The 17,725-nt window shown below is 70.6% G+C and carries 17 protein-coding genes and 1 pseudogene; 8 read left to right on the top strand and 10 right to left on the bottom strand.

Annotated features, from left to right (window positions below; genetic code table 11):
• Positions 1–6: 6 nt before the first annotated feature.
• Positions 7–1,308 (top strand): annotated as a pseudogene (locus AC1DK9_RS01895) (MFS transporter); the annotation flags it as partial.
• A 60-nt stretch (positions 1,309–1,368) separates the two neighbouring features.
• Here AC1DK9_RS01895 and AC1DK9_RS01890 read toward each other — a convergent pair.
• Positions 1,369–3,012, bottom strand: coding sequence for a DUF7059 domain-containing protein (locus tag AC1DK9_RS01890; protein ID WP_476914843.1), 1,644 nt, complete (start codon positions 3,010–3,012; stop codon positions 1,369–1,371).
• A 184-nt stretch (positions 3,013–3,196) separates the two neighbouring features.
• Entirely contained in the window at positions 3,197–3,949 is a 753-nt protein-coding gene (locus AC1DK9_RS01885) for a MerR family transcriptional regulator (protein WP_476914842.1), read from the bottom strand.
• Positions 3,950–4,121: 172 nt separating this feature from the next.
• On the opposite strand from AC1DK9_RS01885, the gene AC1DK9_RS01880 reads away from it, so the two are divergent.
• The 3 genes from AC1DK9_RS01880 to AC1DK9_RS01870 all read left to right on the top strand — a co-directional run bounded on the left by AC1DK9_RS01880 (position 4,122) and on the right by AC1DK9_RS01870 (position 5,766).
• The gene (locus tag AC1DK9_RS01880; RefSeq protein WP_476914841.1) at positions 4,122–4,577 is read left to right on the top strand and encodes a hypothetical protein; all 456 of its coding nucleotides are present in this window, start codon (positions 4,122–4,124) and stop codon (positions 4,575–4,577) included.
• A gap of 40 nt (positions 4,578–4,617) precedes the next feature.
• On the top strand, positions 4,618–5,160 hold the full coding sequence (locus tag AC1DK9_RS01875; protein ID WP_476914840.1) for a hypothetical protein: 543 nt from the start codon (positions 4,618–4,620) through the stop codon (positions 5,158–5,160).
• Positions 5,161–5,223: 63 nt separating this feature from the next.
• The gene (locus tag AC1DK9_RS01870; RefSeq protein ID WP_476862600.1) at positions 5,224–5,766 is read left to right on the top strand and encodes a DUF6023 family protein; all 543 of its coding nucleotides are present in this window, start codon (positions 5,224–5,226) and stop codon (positions 5,764–5,766) included.
• A 66-nt stretch (positions 5,767–5,832) separates the two neighbouring features.
• Here the strand turns inward: AC1DK9_RS01870 and trhO are convergent, their stop codons facing one another.
• Positions 5,833–6,726 carry an oxygen-dependent tRNA uridine(34) hydroxylase TrhO gene (trhO, locus tag AC1DK9_RS01865; protein WP_476914839.1) on the bottom strand — a complete coding sequence of 298 codons (894 nt, stop codon included), beginning with the start codon at positions 6,724–6,726 and terminating at the stop codon, positions 5,833–5,835.
• Between the two features lie 162 nt (positions 6,727–6,888).
• On the opposite strand from trhO, the gene AC1DK9_RS01860 reads away from it, so the two are divergent.
• The gene (locus AC1DK9_RS01860) at positions 6,889–7,581 is read left to right on the top strand and encodes a GNAT family N-acetyltransferase (protein WP_476914838.1); all 693 of its coding nucleotides are present in this window, start codon (positions 6,889–6,891) and stop codon (positions 7,579–7,581) included.
• Between the two features lie 60 nt (positions 7,582–7,641).
• On the top strand, positions 7,642–10,056 hold the full coding sequence (locus AC1DK9_RS01855) for a DEAD/DEAH box helicase (protein WP_476914837.1): 2,415 nt from the start codon (positions 7,642–7,644) through the stop codon (positions 10,054–10,056).
• A 26-nt stretch (positions 10,057–10,082) separates the two neighbouring features.
• On the opposite strand, the gene AC1DK9_RS01850 is transcribed toward AC1DK9_RS01855, so the two are convergent.
• From AC1DK9_RS01850 to ssd, 7 genes are all read right to left on the bottom strand, one after another.
• On the bottom strand, positions 10,083–10,472 hold the full coding sequence (locus tag AC1DK9_RS01850) for an Rv3654c family TadE-like protein (RefSeq protein WP_476915232.1): 390 nt from the start codon (positions 10,470–10,472) through the stop codon (positions 10,083–10,085).
• Positions 10,472–10,912, bottom strand: coding sequence for a TadE family type IV pilus minor pilin (locus AC1DK9_RS01845; RefSeq protein ID WP_476914836.1), 441 nt, complete (start codon positions 10,910–10,912; stop codon positions 10,472–10,474). The genes AC1DK9_RS01850 and AC1DK9_RS01845 overlap by 1 nt, the downstream gene beginning before the upstream one ends.
• Positions 10,913–10,998: 86 nt before the next feature.
• Positions 10,999–11,298, bottom strand: coding sequence for a DUF4244 domain-containing protein (locus tag AC1DK9_RS01840; protein WP_476914835.1), 300 nt, complete (start codon positions 11,296–11,298; stop codon positions 10,999–11,001).
• 141 nt (positions 11,299–11,439) lie between these two features.
• On the bottom strand, positions 11,440–12,054 hold the full coding sequence (locus AC1DK9_RS01835) for a type II secretion system F family protein (RefSeq protein ID WP_476914834.1): 615 nt from the start codon (positions 12,052–12,054) through the stop codon (positions 11,440–11,442).
• Positions 12,051–12,914 carry a type II secretion system F family protein gene (locus tag AC1DK9_RS01830; protein ID WP_476914833.1) on the bottom strand — a complete coding sequence of 288 codons (864 nt, stop codon included), beginning with the start codon at positions 12,912–12,914 and terminating at the stop codon, positions 12,051–12,053. The genes AC1DK9_RS01835 and AC1DK9_RS01830 overlap by 4 nt, the downstream gene beginning before the upstream one ends.
• Positions 12,911–14,176 (bottom strand): TadA family conjugal transfer-associated ATPase, encoded by a 1,266-nt coding sequence (locus AC1DK9_RS01825; RefSeq protein ID WP_476914832.1) that lies wholly within the window; start codon positions 14,174–14,176, stop codon positions 12,911–12,913. Before AC1DK9_RS01825 ends, AC1DK9_RS01830 begins: the two co-directional genes overlap by 4 nt.
• Positions 14,173–15,279, bottom strand: a complete 1,107-nt coding sequence (ssd, locus tag AC1DK9_RS01820; protein ID WP_476914831.1) for a septum site-determining protein Ssd — start codon at positions 15,277–15,279, stop codon at positions 14,173–14,175. Before ssd ends, AC1DK9_RS01825 begins: the two co-directional genes overlap by 4 nt.
• A gap of 263 nt (positions 15,280–15,542) precedes the next feature.
• On the opposite strand from ssd, the gene AC1DK9_RS01815 reads away from it, so the two are divergent.
• Both AC1DK9_RS01815 and AC1DK9_RS01810 read left to right on the top strand, forming a co-directional pair.
• Positions 15,543–17,297, top strand: coding sequence for a bifunctional 3'-5' exonuclease/DNA polymerase (locus AC1DK9_RS01815; protein ID WP_476914830.1), 1,755 nt, complete (start codon positions 15,543–15,545; stop codon positions 17,295–17,297).
• A 167-nt stretch (positions 17,298–17,464) separates the two neighbouring features.
• A complete protein-coding gene (locus tag AC1DK9_RS01810) occupies positions 17,465–17,722 on the top strand; it encodes a YegP family protein (protein WP_476914829.1) in 258 nt (85 codons plus the stop codon).
• Positions 17,723–17,725 lie beyond the last annotated feature (3 nt).

Raw genomic sequence — 17,725 nt, 5'->3', positions numbered from 1 at the left:
CAAACTATGAAAGGAATGCTTGACACCACCTTCCCGGCGGGATACTTTGCACTTATGAAACAGATACTTCATAAAGAGCGGGTCGCCGACGGCACGCCCTCGCTCTGGGGCAACCGCGACTTCCTGCTCGCCAGCAGCTCCAGGTTCCTGGCGACGGCCGGCATGGGCGCCGTCGTCGTCAGCGTGATGCTGCACCTGCAGAACGTCGCCGCCGCCGGGACGACGCCGGCTGCCGGGCCCTGGCTCGTGGCGGCCTACCTGTTGTGCTCGGCGTTGCCGCTGGTGCTGCTGGCCCCCTGGGCGGGCCGGCTCGCGGACACGCGGGATTCCCGCACGCTCGCGACGGCGTCGTCCGTGCTCAGCGCGGTGGCCGTAGCCGGCATGGGGCTGGGCCTGCAGTACGTGGACAACCACATCCCGGTGCTGTTCGCCATGACGTTCCTCCTCGACACCGCACAGGCGGTGGCGGGACCGACCTGGCAGGCCTTGCTGCCCCGGATCGTCGGAGAGGAACGCACCCCGAGGGCGCTGGGCACCATGCAGGCCACCATCATGATCGCCGGAATGGCGGGGCCGGCGGCGGGCGGGCTGCTCAGCGGCTGGGGCGGCTCGGGGCTGGTGTTCGCCGTGGCGAGCGGCTGCTACCTGGCGATGGGGGTGGGCGCACTGCTGATCCGCACCCGCCGCGGTACCGCGGCCGAGCTGGCCGGCCGGGAGGCGCCGGCCCTGCTGGATGGCCTGCGGCTGATCCGGCGGGACAGCCTCGTGTGGGCCCTGGTCCTGGGGGCCTTGTTCTTCATTCTCGTCGGCGAGGCCACCAACGTGTTGGAGGTCTTCCTGGCCCGGGGTGAACTCGGCGCAACCGAGACCGAGTACGGGCTGCTGGCCGCGGCATTCGGGCTCGGCATGGCGGCGGGTGCGGCCGTGGCGGGCCGGATCAAGACGCCGCAAGCCCGGCTTCGGGTGCTGCTCGCAACCATGGTCCTGACCTCGGCCTTCCTGGGGGTGATGGGGCTGGTGCCGACGGTGGGGCTGCTATTCCTGGCCTACACGGCGATGGGCACGGCCTGCGGTGCACTGAACGCCTGCTTCGGCGCGATCGCGATCCTGCGCATTCCGGAGAGCGGGCGCGGGCAGGCCATGGCCATCATCGGCGGCATGACCCGCGCCGTGTCCATTGCCGCCTTGGCCATCGGCGGCCTGCTCGGCGCGGTGCTGCCGATCCGGCTGAGCTTCCTCCTCACCGGCGCGGGYGRCGTGCTGGTGGCCCTGGCCGTGACCGCCTACGTGCTGCCCAGGTTCGGGCACGAGGGTGCGCCCGCCGCGGCGACGCCGGCCGCGGCGCAGGCGCCGGCCCTGCCCGCGGAATCAGTCGCTGGCGGGGAGCAGGAAACCGTCGCGCACCAGGTTGCCGACCTCGTCCAGGAGCCCTTGCCGGAAGGCCGCACTGTCGTACCCCTCGAAGCCGCCCAGCAGGGCGTCAAGGGCGCCGATGATCTGCCCGACGGAGAGTTCGCCGTCGCACGCTGAAACGAAGCCGGCCAGCTCGGTGCTGAGCAAATTGGTGCGGCGCAGGCCGGCGCCCTGGCGCAGCAGGATCACGCCGGGGTGTTCGGCGCCGGGGCGCTGGTGCCTTTCCTCGGTGACGTCGTCGGCCACCACCAGGTGCGCGGATTCCAGTTCGTGCGCGGCCAGCCAGTCGGCGCGCTCGACGGCGGCGCCCAGGTGCGGACCCACCGGCTGTTCGATCGGGTAGCCGATCTCCTCGAAGCGGGAGATCACCGGCCGGGCGCCGGCCGCGGGGCGCCGCAGCCAGATCATTCCGAAGCCGATGCCTTCCACGTTCCGCGCGGCGAAGTCGTCCAGATACGCGGCGTACGACTCCTGGTAGAGCCGCCGGTCGCGCGCTTCGGAGGCGTCCTGCAGCCAAGTCTCGGCGTACTGTTCCGGGCTGACCTGTTCGCGCTGGATGAACCAGACGTCCGCGTCCGGGCTGGCCCAGCTCCGCGGCCGGTCGTCCCACGCTGTGCCCGCCGGGATCTCCCAGTTGCCCAGCAGCTGGGCGGTGCCGCCGGGGGCGAGGACCGAAGGGAGGTCCCGGACGAGTGCGGCCACGATCTCATCGCCCGGGAGGCCGCCGTCGCGGTAGGTGAACTGGTCCGCGGCGGTTTCCCCGGCGCCGCGCGGGGTGATGACAAAGGGCGGATTGGAGACCACCAGTTCGAATTCCTGGCCCGCCACCGGATCCAGCAACGAGCCCAGCCGCAAGCTCACCCGGCTTTCCAAGTCGGCGGGGTCCAGTTGCAGCGCCGCCGCGTTGAGCATCAGGTTGAAGCGGGTGAAGGCCAGGGCACGTTCCGAGATGTCGGTAGCCGTGACGTGCTCGGCATGGTGCAGGAGGTGGAAGGTCTGGATGCCGCAGCCGGTGCCGAGGTCCAGGGCGCGGGACACATGCCGGCGGGCGGTGACCTGCACCAGGGTGGTGGACGCCTGCCCGATGCCCAGCACATGGTCGTGGCGCAGCACGCCCGGCCGCTGGTGGGCGGCCAGGTCGCTGGCCACCCAGAGCTCGGCCCCGCCGTTGCTGACGGTGTCTTCCCCGGAGCTCCCCTCCCAGCCGTACGGACGCAGGTCCACCTTCGCCTGCACCCGACCGTCCCCCGACGCCTCCACCAGACCCAGCTGCAGCAGTCCTTCGGTGCGGATGCCCGGCAGGGCGGCGTCGAGCGTTCCGGCCGACTGCGGTTCGGCCAGCAGCCACAGACGGACGACGGCGGCGAGCGCCGCCGTCGTCGTCCCGTCCTGGGCAGCGTGCCCGGTGACGATCAGGGCCGGAATGAGCTGGTCCCGGGCCAGGGCCGCGTGGGCGGCCTGCCCAAGCAGCTCCGCGACACCGTCGACCGTGTAGCCGATGCGGCGCAGATCCGCGGCGAGCGCCGGCAGCAGATCCGGGAGATCGCTGCGGGGAGCGTCGGGGGTGTTGCCGGCCGTGAAAAGCGTAGAAGGAGTCACCGGACAAGTTTAGGCGCGGCGACTACCGTGCTGTGGGTTCCCGCCCCGCTTTCCCCGCCGCCCGGCTCCACGCGTCCCCGCTCCACGCGGCCCCGCCCCCCGGCTCCATGCAGCCCCGGCTCCACGCGGCCCGGTCGATGTCGCCATCCCGCCGATGTCGCCATCCCGGAGCTGCGCTGCGGCGTTAGAGGTGCTTGTCCGCGTACGCCTGCAGTGCGTCCCGCACGAATGCCGCCCCGGCGGGGCCGCCGTAGTTGGCGGCGAAGCGCGGATCCGCAACGTACATCTCGCCCAGGCCGGACAGGTATTGCTTTACGTTCCCGCCGGCTGCGGGGGTTCCCGGGATCCCGGCGAGCCATTCGACGTGGCGCCGGGCGAGGTCCTGCGCTTCCGGGCCGTCCGGGGCGACGCCGGACTCCGCCGCCGTAACCCACTCCTGGCTTAGCCGCGTGGACCGCTCTTTCCATGCGTCCTTTTCGGCAGCACCCATCCCGCGCCACCAGGCGTCGCCCTGCGCGTACGCGTCCTTGCCCCAGCGCTCTTGCACCTCGCCCTTGTACTGGGTGTGGTCGAAGCCGTCGAACATTTTCTCTGCCATGAGTTCCCTCCCTGCCTTGATTTCCCTGAGTGTGTGCTGGACCGAGGCGATCTGCCGCGCCAGCCTGTCCTGCTCCTGGCGCAGCCATTCGAGGTGGCCGGCCAGCGCGGGTTCGGCCTCCTGCTCCTGGTCGAGGACCTCGGCAATGGCCGGCAAGCCCAGGCCCAGGTCCCGCAGCAGCAGGATGCGCTGCAGCCGCAGCAGTGCTGCCTGGTCGTAGTACCGGTAGCCGTTCTCCCCGACCCGGCTGGGTTTGAGCAGCCCGACGGCGTCGTAGTGGCGCAGCGTCCGGCTCGTGGTGCCGGCGATCTTCGCGACCTGTTGCACCGACCAGTCCATGGTTCTCCCTCCCGCCGCCATGGGTTGCTGGCCGCTACGCCGAGCCTAAAGCTTGACGCCGCGTCAAGGTCAAGGATCACCTAGCACCGGGGTCGGGTGCTCGAGCTGATCGCCAGCTAGGGGTCCGGGGCCCGGTTCAGGAAGGCGCGGTCCCAACGGGTAAGTTGGAGGCATGCTTTACGCTCCGCCGCTGCCGTCCCGCTCCCGCGTCGTCCGTCGCCTCCTCGCCGCCGCGGCCGGCGCCGCCGTCGTGGTTGGTGCCTCGGCGTGCGCGCCCGGGGGCTCCATCGAATCCGCCGAYGTGAACGCGTGGAAAGCCACCGCCCTGCCGTCGGCCAGCGGCGTCGTGCTGGCCGACGCCGGCAAGATCCTGAACCGTGACCCGGTCGCGAAGGACGCCAGGGTCGCGGCCGGCAGCTACACGCTGACCATGACGTGCGACGGCGGCGGCAAGGAGTTCTTCGAGGTCACCCTCGACGGGAACCACCTCACTGAGGCCGGGGCCGCCTGCAACGGCAGCCGGGAAACCGCCAGGATCAAGGTGCCCTCCGCCGGCACGCTGAAGATCAGCGCCTCGAGCGTGGACGCCCCGCTCATCTTTGCCTACCAGTTGGTGGCCGCGGCCTGACCTGACTTGCGCCGGGCGTCGCTGCCACTAGGCTCGGGGCATGATTGCTGCTGGGGGTAAGCAAAGGGCCCGTGCCTGGGCGCCGCTGTTCGCGTTGGTGCTGGCGGCAGGGCTGGCCGGCTGTGAGGTCGCGGACGACGTCGGCGTGCCGGGTCCCGACGCGGCTCCCTCCGCAAGGTCGGCCGCACCCCGGCCGCCGGCGCCAACCCAGGATGCGGAGCTGGCCGCCCAGACTGCCAAGAGCATGACGGAAGTTCAGCGGCTCCTCGGGGGCCCGTCCAAAAACGAACTGATGTCGGCCTTCACCGGGGTCGGCTTCCGCCAGACCACGCCGCGCACGGCCGGCGGCCCGTATACCGTGCGGATCGCCTGCGCCGGAACACCGAGCGTACGCCTGACGGTGACACAGCCCGACCGCCGGGACGGGACGAGACTGACGCGCAGCGTCACGTGCGGGCGGCCCGTCGAGGCTGTAGTGAAGCTGGGTTCGGGGCCGACCACGGTGCAAATCGCCCCGAATACAACCGAACCCGATCCGGCAGCCGCGGTGGGGTTCCGGCTGGAGCGCCGCCCGTCCGCATAGGGCCGCAATCGCCAGGCCTGCGGTGCTCTGGCCCGCCGTCGCGGCCGGGCATACAGTCGGAGTATGCCCTCCGCGCAGGCGACCCTGCCGCTGCGGTCGCGCGGCGTGCTCACCGCCGTCGTGCTGGCCGTTGCACTGGCGTGCAGTTCGTGGCTGGCCGCTTGCGAGTACAGCTACGACGACGGTCGTTCCGCCGGGGAGGCTTCGTCGCAAGCGACCACGTTCACGGACGCGGCCCTCCCCCAGGACCCCGCCATGAACCGGCCGGTGATGGGGGCGGAACTCAAACACTGGGTGGGGGAAGCGATACCGGATGCCCAGGGCCAGGTCTTCCATACGGGCTATGGGCTGCTCGACGCCGGCGCGACGCGGACTGAGACCACCACGCAATTGCCGAGCGGAACCTACGCCCTGACGCTGGTCTGCCGCAGTACCCGGCGGGTGTCATTCACCGTCCGGGACAAGGAGAGCGTTCTGGTGGATTTGAGCCTGCGGTGCGGCACCTCGCGGGTAAACGTGGTGCAGCTCGGCGCGGACACGTTGCTGAAGGTTCGGATCGAATCCCAGGCGCCGGCGAACTTCGCGTACCGCGTGAGCAGGATCTGAGCGCCGCCCGTTAGTGGCGGCGGGGCGTGGCCTCAGGCGGGGCGTGACCTCAGGCGGGGCGTGACCTCAGGCGGCGCAGCCGTCCGGGCACCGCAGGGTGGCCGGGTCCGAGGCGCAATCCGCGCAGTACAGCGTCAGGGTGCGGCAGCTCGGGTTGGAGCAGTTCTCGAACTTGCTCGTGGGGGCGGCGCAGCGGACGCACTGGCCGATGGTCTTGGCATCCTCGCTGAACTCCAGGTGCATTCGCTTGTCGAACACGTACAGCGAGCCTTCCCAGAGCCCCTGGTCCTTGAAGGCCTCGCCGTAGCGGACGATGCCGCCGTCGAGCTGGTAGACCTCTTTGAAGCCCCGGTTGACCATCAGGCTGGAGAGGACCTCGCAGCGGATGCCGCCGGTGCAGTAGGTGACCACCGGCTTGTCCTTGAGCGCGTCATACTTGCCGGACTCAAGTTCCTTGATGAAGTCGTGGGTGGTCGCGACGTCGGGAACGACCGCGTCCTTGAATTTTCCGATCTGCGCTTCGAAGCCGTTTCGTCCGTCGAAGAAGACGACGTCTTCCCCGGCCTGCTTCTTGGTCTCCACGAGCCGGTGCAGTTCCTCGGGTGCCAGGTGCGTTCCGCCGCCGACGACGCCGTTTTCGTCCACCTTGAGCTCGCCCGGCGCGCCGAAGGAGACAATCTCGTCGCGCACCTTGACGCTCAGGCGGGGGAAGTCCGCCGCACCGCCGTCGGACCACTTCACGTCGATGCCGCGGAAGCCCTTGTATTCCCGGGTGGTCTTCACATACTGCTTGACGGCGCCGATTTCGCCGCCGACGGTCGCGTTGATGCCGTCCTTGGAGATGATGATCCGCCCGGTCAGCCCGAGTTTCTCGCAGAGGGCACGCTGCCAGAGCCGGACCGCCTCCGGGTCCGCGATCGGGGTAAAGCCGTAAAAGAGCACAATTCGATTCAAAGCCACGTATTTAAGCGTACTGGGCGGGGCAAAACCCGGGGCGGGTCCCGGCGCTTAGGCGGCGGCGCAGGCGCGGGGGGCGCCCTTCACTGTCACAATTGCGTAAGCAACGGCCCTCACCGAACCCGGCCCCTGTTGCTTGTGGCGGGGCTGGAATACGCTCATCTCATGAGTCTTGAAGCCATGGTTGACGACACCACCCACCTCCTTGAGGTCTGGGTTGCCGGGTGGGCCGGTTGCCGGGGTTATGAGACGCGCACGGAGGGCCGCTTCCCCGCGGCGCTCAGGGCTGACACGACCCACGAATGGGAATACTTCGCCCATGACCCCTCGGAATCCGAGTTCGAGGCGCTGGCGGCCAAGACCGCCGAAGTCCCGGCCCGCATCCTGACGATCCTCACCAACGATGTGCCGCGCTACACGGCCCTGGCCCAGCAGAACGGGCTGAACGTCACGTCCGCCACCCAGACCATGATGATCGTGGACATGGAAACCCAGGACGCCGAGGACCCCTGGCTTCCGGACGACGACCTGCGCTGGGTGCCCTCCACGGCGGGCGGAGTCCACCACGCCGTGGTCTACGCCGGCGAAGAGGTGGCCGCCAGCGGGCGGGTGTTCGTCGCGGACCACACTGCCGTCTTCGACAAGATCGTCACCGAACCCGGGTTCCAGCGGCGCGGACTCGGCAGCTTCATCATGCGGGCCCTGGCCGCGCAGGCATTCGAACACGACGTCGAGAGCGGGCTCCTGCTGGCCTCCCTCGACGGCCAACAGCTCTACTCGCATCTTGGCTGGACCACGGTGTGCCATGTGTTGATGCTCTCCGCCTCGGACGAGGGCGCCGACCTGTCCGTGGGGTGAGCCTGCCTCCGCGTCGATGCCTGCCCCGGGCGATTTGAGCCCGGGTGAAACAATGTTGGAGTGAATCCACATGAGTCCCTGATCCCGTTGCTGGGCCGCGGCCCGGACCCGGAACAGCTGCGGCATGTGCGCACGATACCTGCCCGGAAAGCCGTCAACGAACCGTGGCCGGAGTGGGTCCACCCCGATCTGGTGCAGGCCTACGGCTCGCTCGGCATCCACGAGCCCTACCGCCACCAGGTGCAGGCGGCCGAACTCGCCCACGCAGGCGAACACGTGGTGATCGCCACCGGCACCGCCTCCGGCAAGTCCCTGGCCTACCAGCTGCCGGCACTGGACGCGGTGCACCGCTCCGAACTGCGCGTTTTGGCCGACCCCGGCAAGATCCACGACGACGGCGCCGTGACCCTCTACCTCTCCCCCACCAAGGCGCTCGCCGCCGACCAGCTGGCTGCCATCCGCTCGCTCAACCTGCCCACGGTCCGTGCGGAAACCTACGACGGCGATACCGACCCGGCGTCCCGCCGCTGGATCCGGGACCACGCCAACGTCATCCTGGCCAACCCCGACATGCTGCATTTCGGCATCCTGCCCAACCACGCCTGGTGGGCCCGGTTCTTCCGCCGGCTCCGCTACGTGATCGTGGACGAGGCACACAGCTACCGCGGCGTGTTCGGCTCGCACGTAGCCAACCTGATGCGCCGTCTGCGCCGGATCTGCGCCTACTACAGTCCCGGCACCTCCCACCCCGGGCCTGTGTTCATCGCCGCGTCGGCCACCGCGTCAGACCCGGGCACCTCCTTCGGCCGGCTCATCGGCGCTCCGGTCCGCGCGGTGTCCGAGGACTGCTCGCCGCACGGCGCCACCACCGTCGCGTTCTGGGAACCCGCGCTGACGGAGTTGCGCGGCGAAAACGGCGCCAAGGAACGCCGGACCGCCGTGGCCGAAACCTCGGACCTGCTGGCCAACCTCGTCTCCTCCCGCATCCGCACCATCGCGTTCATCAAATCGCGCCGCGGAGCCGAGACGATCGCCTCCATCACCAAGCGCCTCCTGGATGAAGTGGACCCCAGCCTGCCGCAACGCGTGGCGGCCTACCGCTCCGGGTACTTGCCGGAGGAGCGGCGGGCCTTGGAAAAGGCGTTGCGCTCCGGCGAGCTGCTGGGGGTGTCGAGCACGTCCGCGCTGGAACTGGGCATCGACATCTCGGGGCTCGACGCGGTCCTGGTCGCCGGCTGGCCGGGAACCCGGGCCTCGCTGTTCCAGCAGATCGGCCGGGCGGGCCGCGCCGGGCAGGATGCCATAGCCGCCTTCGTCGCGAGCGATGATCCGCTCGATACGTACCTGGTGAACCACCCGGAGGCGATCTTCGATGTCTCGGTTGAGGCCACCGTCTTCGACCCCTCCAATCCCTATGTCCTGGGGCCGCACCTGTGCGCCGCCGCGGCGGAACTTCCCCTGGGCTACGCCGAGCTGCAGCTGTTCGGCCCGACAGTCGAGAAGCTGCTTGACCAGCTGGTCGCCCAGGGCTACCTGCGCAAACGTCCCGCGGGCTGGTTCTGGACCCACCCCCAGAGCGCCGCGGCCATGGTGAACCTGCGGGCCGACGGCGGCGGTCCGGTGAGCATCGTGGATGCCGACACTGGGTCTTTGCTCGGCACCATGGATTCGCCCCAGACGCACTATCAGGCGCATACCGGAGCCATCTACGTCCATCAGGGCGAAAGCTACGTCGTCGAGGATTTGAACGAGGACGAGCACTGCGTCGTCGTGCGCCGGGCCAACCCCGACTACTACACGACCGCGCGGGACGTGACCCAGATCGAGGTCCTGGAGACGCTCCGCACCACGCAGTGGGGCGACGTCGCGGTGCACTTCGGCGACGTAAAAGTGACGACACAGGTGGTCTCCTTCCAACGCAAGGCGCTGATTTCGAACGAGATCCTCGGCGAGGAACCGCTGCAGCTGGGCGCCCGGGACCTCTTCACCAAGGCGGTGTGGTTCGTGATGGACAACCGCTCCCTGACCGGCGCAGGGCTGATCGAGGCACAGTTCCCCGGCGCCCTGCACGCAGCCGAGCATGCGGCCATCGGGCTGCTGCCGCTGGTGGCCTCCAGCGACCGCTGGGACATCGGCGGCGTGTCCACGGCCATCCACGCCGACACCGGCGTGCCCACGATCTTCGTGTACGACGGCCACCCCGGCGGCGCGGGTTTCGCCGAGCGCGGCTACGACAAGGCCAGGGTGTGGCTCTCCGCGACACGCGACGCCATCAAGGCCTGCGAATGCGAGTCCGGCTGCCCGTCCTGTGTCCAGTCGCCCAAATGCGGAAACAAGAACAACCCGCTGGACAAGGACGCCGCCGTCGCGCTTGTCGAGATGCTGCTGGCCGACGCCACAGACCTCATGGGCGGCAGTGCCGAGGACCAGGGAACCGCGCCGGCCGCCGGGCACGTCAGCCACCAGCCAGGCTAGACCGGCGACCGTTTTCCGGGGCCCGCTTACCTGGGCCCGTGCGCCGGCCCGGAGCCCTCCGCCGGCGGAGGTCCTGCCCGGGCCAGGCCGGTGGCCGAACCGAACACCGTGCGGGATCGGAGTTCCGTCCGGACCTGGACGGTGTCGCCGGATTCGACCGAACAGCCCACGAGCCGCGCACCATGGCGTCCAGCGGCGTCGGCGGCTACGGCACAGGGTTCGCCGCTAGTGAGTCCACGGGCGGCATCCGCGGCCGCGAGTGCCGCCATATCCGCTGCCGTCGCGGCCTGCGAAGCCATTACCGCGGCCTGACCCAGCAGGACGACGATGGTCGTCGCCAGCAGCAGCACCATCCCCAGGCCCAGCGCAAGGACGCTCCCCGCACCTAGTTCCGGGTCCCGCACCATGGCCGGCATCACGCTGGACAGGCGAGGGCAAGGGGCGCCGTCGCCGGGGCGGAGAGGGACGGCGCGGATAAGGCCGGCGCGTCAGGGGCCTCGCTCCGCGCCCACGCCTTCGCGGTGAGGGTCCATGGGACCAGCGGACCCACCGCGCCGCTGACGGTCCCGGACACGGTGACGCTGAGCCAGACGCCGTCGGAGGCCACGGCAGCCAGCGCCGAATCCCCGGCAAGCTGCCGGACGATCCCACCAACGGCGGCTGCGTCTTCACCGCGCGCGAGCGCCCTCGCGCCGGCCCGGGCGGCTTCCTCGAGCCGAAGCTGCGTCAGCCCCGCGGCGGACCCGGCCAGCAGCAAGCCAAGCAGGAGCACTACGGCCGGCAGCGCGACGGCGAACTCGGCCGTTACGGCGCCCCGGGCCGGTGCTGCGCCGTTGCCCGCCCGGGATCCTCGCATCAAGGCGGCCACGTGCCGCGGCCGGCGAACTCCCGTTTGCGCGGAGGTACGTGCCAAGGCGCCCGGCCCGCCCCGGGAGCACCGGATCACGGCAGCGCCAGCGCAGTGCGGATGAGGTTCAGCAGAAATCCCCGGACCTCGTCGCTGCGCATGATCAGCACGAGCAGACCTGCGAAACCGACGGCGGCGAGCGTGGCGATGGCGTATTCAGCCGTTGCCATCCCCGCCTCGGACCCAAAGAGCCTTCCCCATCTGCGGGCCAGACGGGGAACGGCCTGGACCGGCGGCCCCTGCCGGGCGCCGGGGTAGATTTCCAGCACCTCTGCGGTTCCAGTCTCGGCGGTCGCACGGTCGGTTCCGGCGGGGGTGCTGCGGTGAAATGTCATGGGATTTCCTCTCTGGTTGTTCCGGTGCAGGACCGGCTCATTCCAATGTCGATCCCACGCCGTGCGCCGGTAAGTGCGGTCCGTGGCCAAGTGGACAACTCCGGCTGTTGAGGAGAAGTCGGTGCACCGCGGATCCGTCCCTCAGGGTCCGTGGGGCAGCATCGCCAGTAGCACCGGCACGATGCCCAGGCACACAAACGCGGGCAGCGAACACAGCCCGAGCGGGACGACGAGCTTCACGCCCAATGCCGCGGCCCGCTGCTCGGCAGCCCGGAAATGCTCGCGGCGCAGCCGGGCGGCTTGCGCATAAAGGATGGCCGCGGACGGCACGCCGGTCAGCGCGGCGAAGGCCAGGGCGTCCCTGAGGGCCAGCAACCGCGCTGGAACTGCATGGGTACTCCGCCACGCCGTCTCCCAGTCGGCGCCGATCGCGAGGGCGGAGACGACAGGCGTCAGAGCGCGCCCGAGCTCGGGGTCTGCGCGGCCGGCAACTAGTTCCAACGAGCGCCCGAGCCCTGCTCCGGCGTCCAGCATCGCACCGATCAGTTCCAGCATCAGTGCCGGATCACGGAGCCCGACGCCCGGTTCGGGCGCCGTCTTCGCGTCGCCGCCTGCGCCTCCCGCAGGCGCCCCGCCAGGCGGACGTCGGCCCAGCCGCCGCCACCGCATGCCTGCACGGCGTTGGTCGGCGAGCGCCACGACCACCGCCGCGGCCAGCAGCGCGGCCACCGCGAAACTGCCCACCGGAGGGATCACCACTGCAGCCGGGCTGCCGCCCGGACGAGACGGGCGGACCAGATCCTACCCGCGGCGGTGAGGGCGAGCCCGGCGACGAGCGCCGCCATGCCGAAGGGCGTCCCGAGCAGGATGCTCAAGGGGTCCACGCCGAGCAGGACACCGAGGCCAAGCCCCAAAAAGGGCAGCCAGGTCAGGATGCGGACGGTTGCCCGGGGGCCGGCGAGTGCGGTCTGCCGTGCGGCTTCGGCGTCCTCCTCGGCTTCCAGGTGGGCGGCGAAGCGGTTCAGGACCTCGGCAAGCGGGCAGCCGCTGGCCTCGGCGACGTCGAAGCATGCTGCAAGTTCCACCCAGACCGCCCGTTTCCTTTCATCAGGACCAGCGTGGGCGCCGCCGCCGGCACCGGTGGCAGCGCACGTCCGGATGGCCGACGCGACCGGGGCTCCCCGCAGTGCGGCAGCCCGGGCTGCCGCCAGAATCGCCCGCGATGTCGCATCCAAGGCGTCGGGTGGCCCGGTGCCCCGGTTGTGTCGCCAGCTCCTGCCCTGCCTCCTGCCCTGCGTGCGGTCAGGCAATTCCCGGTCCGCGTAGAGAAGCCAGAGTTCGTCCCACAGCCGGGCGGGTGTCCGGCCGCCCTTCAACAGCGCGGCCAGCTGCTGAACCAGCACGGCCATGGGGACAGCAGCCGCCACCCTGCCCTTCCTGCGCAGCGGCGCGAAGCGGCCACCCCGGCCTTCTGCCCGCCGCCCGACGGACAGCTCCGGTGCGGACCTCACGAAGCGGCCTGGAAGAGACCGCCGAATACGCCGGGCGGGCCCACCGGGCGGCGCTAGCGCCAGCCAGGATGCGAGGGCCAAGACTCCGGTCAGGAGGGCCGTCATGGCGGGCCGGCCGCGGCGCGGATGCCTGAGTTGTCGGGCGCAGCAGCCGGGTCCAGGCCCAGGCGGTCGGCGAACTCCGGCCATGCGGGCCCGGCGCGGACCTCGCCTCCGACCGTTTCCAGCGCTACGGCCACGGCCAGGCCCCCGGCGTCTTCCCCGACCAGCCCCACCGATGCCACCCGACGGCCGAGTCGTGTCCGTTCCAGGTGCACGACGGCGTCGAGGGCGCTGGCTGCCTGAAGTCGGACGGCGTCCGGCCCCATCCCCGCGAGTGCCCCGAGCGCCGTCAGCCGGGCCGGGACCGCCGCGGCGGTGTTGGCGTGGATCGTGCCGCCGGCCCCGTTGTGCCCGGTGTTCATGGCGGAAAGTAGCTCCCGGACCTCGGCGCCGCGGCACTCGCCCACCACAAGCCTGTCGGGCCGCATCCGCAAGGCCTGCCGGACCAGCTCGCCGAGATCAACGGCGCCGCCGCCCTCCAGGTTGCTGTGGCGCGATTCGAGGGACACCACATGCGGATGGATGGGATTCAGCTCCGAAGCATCCTCGATCAGGACCAGCCGCTCACCGGGCTCGCAGAGCCCCAGCAGCGTGGCAAGCAGTGTCGTTTTTCCCGAGCCCGTCGCGCCGCTCACCAGGAAGCTCAGGCGCCGGGCCACCATTCGCCGAAGGACGTCCTCGATGAACAGGCCGAACATGCCGCTCCTGCCGAGCTCAGCCAGGGAGAAAACGGACTCTCGGCGAATTCGCACGCTTAGCAAGGTCCCGGCCGTGGAGATCGGCGGCAAGACGGCGTGCACCCGGTAGCCGCGGTCGAGCCTGACATCCATACAGGGCGAGCCGTCGTCCAGCCGCCGGCCGCCGGCGGCCACCAGCCGGGCCGCCAACGCACGGACCTGCGCCTCCCCGGCAAAGCTGACCGGGGCGCGTTCAAGACCGCGCCCGCGGTCCAGCCAGACCGAGTCCGGGCCGTTGACGAAGATGTCCGTCACGAGCGGGTCGCGGGTCAGCGGCTGCAATGGCCCCAGCCCATTCAGTTCGGCACTGATGCTTTCGACAGCCGCCAGCGCCCCAGCGGTGCCGAGGAGTTTTCCGCTCCGTTGGACGGCTGCGGCCACCCGGGACGGGGTGACGGGCCCGGCGTCGGCCATGACCGACTCGCGGACGGCCTCAAGCAGCCGGGCGTCCACGCTCGGCTGGTGCCCCCTCGGCCTCCGGAGCCGCGGGCCGTCAGCGTCCGGCGCGCCGGCCGCGTGGGAGCTCACGGGTACTCGTCAGCGCCGAAGTCAAGGACAGCGTCGGTAAAGCGCTTCACGCTGTGCCGCCGTCCGGCTTCCAGCAGGCGGCCTAGCTCCGTGGCGGCGGCCGTACCGCGGACCTCGGGCATGATGCTCTGTACCGGCAGCCCCACGGCTTCGGAAATGAGCCGGACGTCCAGCGCGGCTCCCGGCTTCGCCCGGATAACCAGCGAGGTGTCCACCGGGGGAAGTTCGGTCACCAACCGGGCGGAGGCCACCGCGGCCCGGAGCTGGGCTGGCAGGACGACGAGCACGCGGTCACATTCCCATGCGAAGGCGCGCAGCGATTCGCGTCCGCGGCCGACATCGAGCACGACCAGTTCGTAGCAGCGGCGTGCGGCGTCGAGCACGCCGGCCACCGCGGCCGCGTCGACGTGCGTGGGCCGTTCCCTGTTGCCGGGCCAGGACAGAAAGGAGAAACCACCCGTCTCGGGCAGCGACTCGTGAAGTTGGTCCGGGTCGATGCTGCCGCTGGCCTCGGCAAGGTCGGGCCAGCGGAGCCCGGGCACGTCCTCGGCTGCGAGGGCCAGTTCGAGGCCTCCGCCCCAAGGATCCCCGTCGATCAGGAGCACACGGGCACCGAGCCCTGCGGCGGCCTCCGCCAGCCAGATAGCGGCGGTGGTGGCGCCGGCACCACCGCATCCACCGACCACTCCAAGGACATGGCCACCGGGGTCCGGCGCGTGGGAGCGGCTGAGGTACTCGGCAAGCCAGGGTCCTCCCTCCGGGAGGACGGCTACACGTTCCGCCCCCATGACCGCCGCCAACTGCCAGAGGCCGTCGCCTTCGCCGCTCAACCCGACGAGGACTGCCGGCGCACGGCGCCGGATCGGCAGTTCGCGGACGTCACATCCAACCAGCACCGCCCAGGCAGATTCCCAGTGCTGGGCCGCCTCCGCGGCATCCCGCGCCACAATTAGCTGCCTCCCGGCTGCGGCCACAATCCCTTCCACTTCGCCGCGCAGCACCTCGGAGCCCGTCACCAGCAGCGTCTCCGCAGACCCGCCGGGAAGCCACGACCCGGGGATAGGGGCCGCGTCGGGTGCGGCGTCCGGTCCCGACCTGCTCACCGGCTGACTCGAAGGGAGCTGGCTGCTAAGGGGCTCGCGGAGTTGATGCCTGCTCATGCCACCACTTTCTGCGCTGCGGGCGCTGCTTCCACCCGCCGACGTCGGCTATGTGGAAAACCGGGGCGATTCCGTGTGCCCCGGCACGGTCCGGCGCGCCCCGGGGCGGCCCGGTCCCCTCCGCCCCCAAAGCGCCCCGCCCAGACAAACGGCCCCGCCCCCACCCCGGTCCACCTGCCCTGCCCCGGCAGGGCAGAATTGAGCCTATGCATCTGCTGCTCGCCGCCCACGCCGACGGCGCCGCCCTGCAACGGCTCACGCCGGCCGGCCACCCCGATCCCGAGGCCCCGGCGGCGCGCGTTGTCAGCGCCGACGAGCTGCCCGGCGTCGTTCGCCAGCTGGAGCAGCAGCGCCCGCGTTGGATCTGGCACCGAACGCAAGACTGGTACCCGGCGCTGCTGGCCGCCGGGGTAGAGCTGGAACGCTGCTATGACCTGACCCTGTGCGGCGCCATCCTGGCTCATTCGGAGTTCACCTCGCATACCGAGTATGCCCGGAATGCGGAGAAGCTCACCCAGGACGACGACGTCCAGCAGCCGCCGCGGGCACTGCAGCCCCCTCCCCCGCCCGCTGACCAGGGCGCCTTGTTCGAGGACCCGGGGCTGCGCGCGGCCCCGCGTTATTCCGCCGAGCAGCTGCGCGCAGAATACGCCGCGCAGCAGGAAGCCTTGTCCGACGTCGCGCCGGACAGCGTCGCGCCGGACAGCGTCGCTCCAAATGCCGTCACTCCGGACGGCGGACGCCGGAAGCAACGGCTCCAGTTGCTGCTGGCCGCCGAATCCGCCGCCGCCATGATTGCCGCCGAGATGCAGCACACCGGCGTCCCCTGGCGCGAGGAACTGCACGAACGGATCCTCGAGGACTACCTCGGCCCGCGGCCGGCCCTAGGCCACCGCCCCGCCAAGTTGGAGGCCCTGAATAGCGAACTCCGCCGCCTGCTGCAATCCCCGGCGCTGAATCCTGACTCCCCACAGGAACTGATGCGGGCCCTGCACCGGAACGGCATCGAGGTAAAGAGCACGCGCCAGTGGGAGCTGAAGGAATCCAGCCACCCGGCGATCGAACCGCTGCTGGCCTACAAGAAGCTCGCCCGGCTGCACGCCGCCAACGGCTGGGCGTGGCTGGACGCCTGGGTCAAGGACGGCCGCTTCCGGCCCGAATACGTGGTGGGCGGGGTTGTGTCCGGACGCTGGGCCTCACGCGGCGGCGGGGCACTTCAGATCCCGCGCCAGATCCGCGGCGCCGTGCACGCCGACCCCGGCCACAAGCTGATCGTCGCCGACGCCTCGCAACTGGAGCCCCGCGTGCTGGTGGCGCTTGCCCAGGACTCCAGGATGGCGGAGGCCGCCCGAGACAAGGACCTCTACGCCGGCATCGCCGCGCAAGGTTTCGGCGGCGACCGGGCAAAGGCCAAGGTCGCGTTGCTCGGCGCAATCTACGGTGCCACCACGGGCGAATCCGGACGGCTGATGCCGCAGCTGGCCCGGACCTATCCCCGCGCCGTCGGCTTTGTCGAGCAGGCCGCGCGCGAGGGCGAAGCGGGCAAGACCGTCACCTCCCGGCTGGGCCGCAGCAGCCCGCCGCCCTCGGAGCGGTGGCTGCGTAGCCAGCAATCCGCCACCGCAGAGGAACAGCGCCGGGCCGAGTCGCTGGCGCGCTCGCGCGGGAGGTTCACGAGGAACTTCGTGGTCCAGGGTTCCGCCGCCGACTGGGCAGCCTGCTGGCTGGCGGAATTACGACGGCGGCTGCGGGGGTTGCGCGCGGACGGCTCTGCCGCCGGGGAACTGGTCTTCTTCCTGCACGATGAGGTCATGGTGCATTGCCCTGCCGACGCCGTCGATGCCTGCATCCGGGCCATCGAGGAATCCGCGGCCGCCGCCAAAGAGTTGCTGTTCGGCAGGATACCGGTGGAATTTCCGGTGAGCGTCGCCGTCGTCGACTCCTACGACAACGCTAAATAGCTGCCCATATGCGCTGTCCGACGCCGGGCCGGACACCCTGGGTAACGTACCCGTCAGTAGCGTTGCGCCCGCTCTGAGAGCCCCGTTACGCTCGAAAGAGGCCGGCGATGATCCCGATTGATCCGCCGGTGCAATGCAACAAGGCAGGGAATTGGGGAGGCAGCAGAGTGGCTGGCGTTTTCGAGATTGCAGAAGCCGGAGACGAGTCGTATTTCTTCAGGCTGACGGCACCGGACGGGACAGTAGTTGCTGTTTCACCGCTTTTCAACACCATCAAAGGAGCGGCCGCGGGCATCACCGCGGTGCGCGAGAACGCCGCGACCGGGTTGGTCGTGGACCGGTCCGGCGGAAAGCCTGGCGGCAAGCCGGGCGCCCGGCAGTCCGTCACCCAGTCCGGTAACAAACCCGCCGCGGCGGCGTACTGACGG

Source organism: Arthrobacter sp. 01T414 (assembly GCF_056398965.1).
The sequence above is the reverse complement of the archived record's forward strand: the minus strand, read 5'-3'. Positions and strand labels throughout refer to the sequence as shown.

What these genes read in the sequence shown, in the direction of transcription:
- AC1DK9_RS01840 (WP_476914835.1), bottom strand. Translation starts at nt 11,298, where the DNA reads ATGACATTTCACCGCAGCACCCCCGCCGGAACCGACCGTGCGACCGCC.
- AC1DK9_RS01885 (WP_476914842.1), bottom strand. Translation starts at nt 3,949, where the DNA reads ATGGACTGGTCGGTGCAACAGGTCGCGAAGATCGCCGGCACCACGAGC.
- AC1DK9_RS01860 (WP_476914838.1), top strand. Translation starts at nt 6,889, where the DNA reads ATGAGTCTTGAAGCCATGGTTGACGACACCACCCACCTCCTTGAGGTC.
- AC1DK9_RS01815 (WP_476914830.1), top strand. Translation starts at nt 15,543, where the DNA reads ATGCATCTGCTGCTCGCCGCCCACGCCGACGGCGCCGCCCTGCAACGG.
- AC1DK9_RS01870 (WP_476862600.1), top strand. Translation starts at nt 5,224, where the DNA reads ATGCCCTCCGCGCAGGCGACCCTGCCGCTGCGGTCGCGCGGCGTGCTC.
- AC1DK9_RS01850 (WP_476915232.1), bottom strand. Translation starts at nt 10,472, where the DNA reads ATGCCGGCCATGGTGCGGGACCCGGAACTAGGTGCGGGGAGCGTCCTT.
- AC1DK9_RS01845 (WP_476914836.1), bottom strand. Translation starts at nt 10,912, where the DNA reads ATGCGAGGATCCCGGGCGGGCAACGGCGCAGCACCGGCCCGGGGCGCC.
- AC1DK9_RS01875 (WP_476914840.1), top strand. Translation starts at nt 4,618, where the DNA reads ATGATTGCTGCTGGGGGTAAGCAAAGGGCCCGTGCCTGGGCGCCGCTG.
- AC1DK9_RS01830 (WP_476914833.1), bottom strand. Translation starts at nt 12,914, where the DNA reads ATGACGGCCCTCCTGACCGGAGTCTTGGCCCTCGCATCCTGGCTGGCG.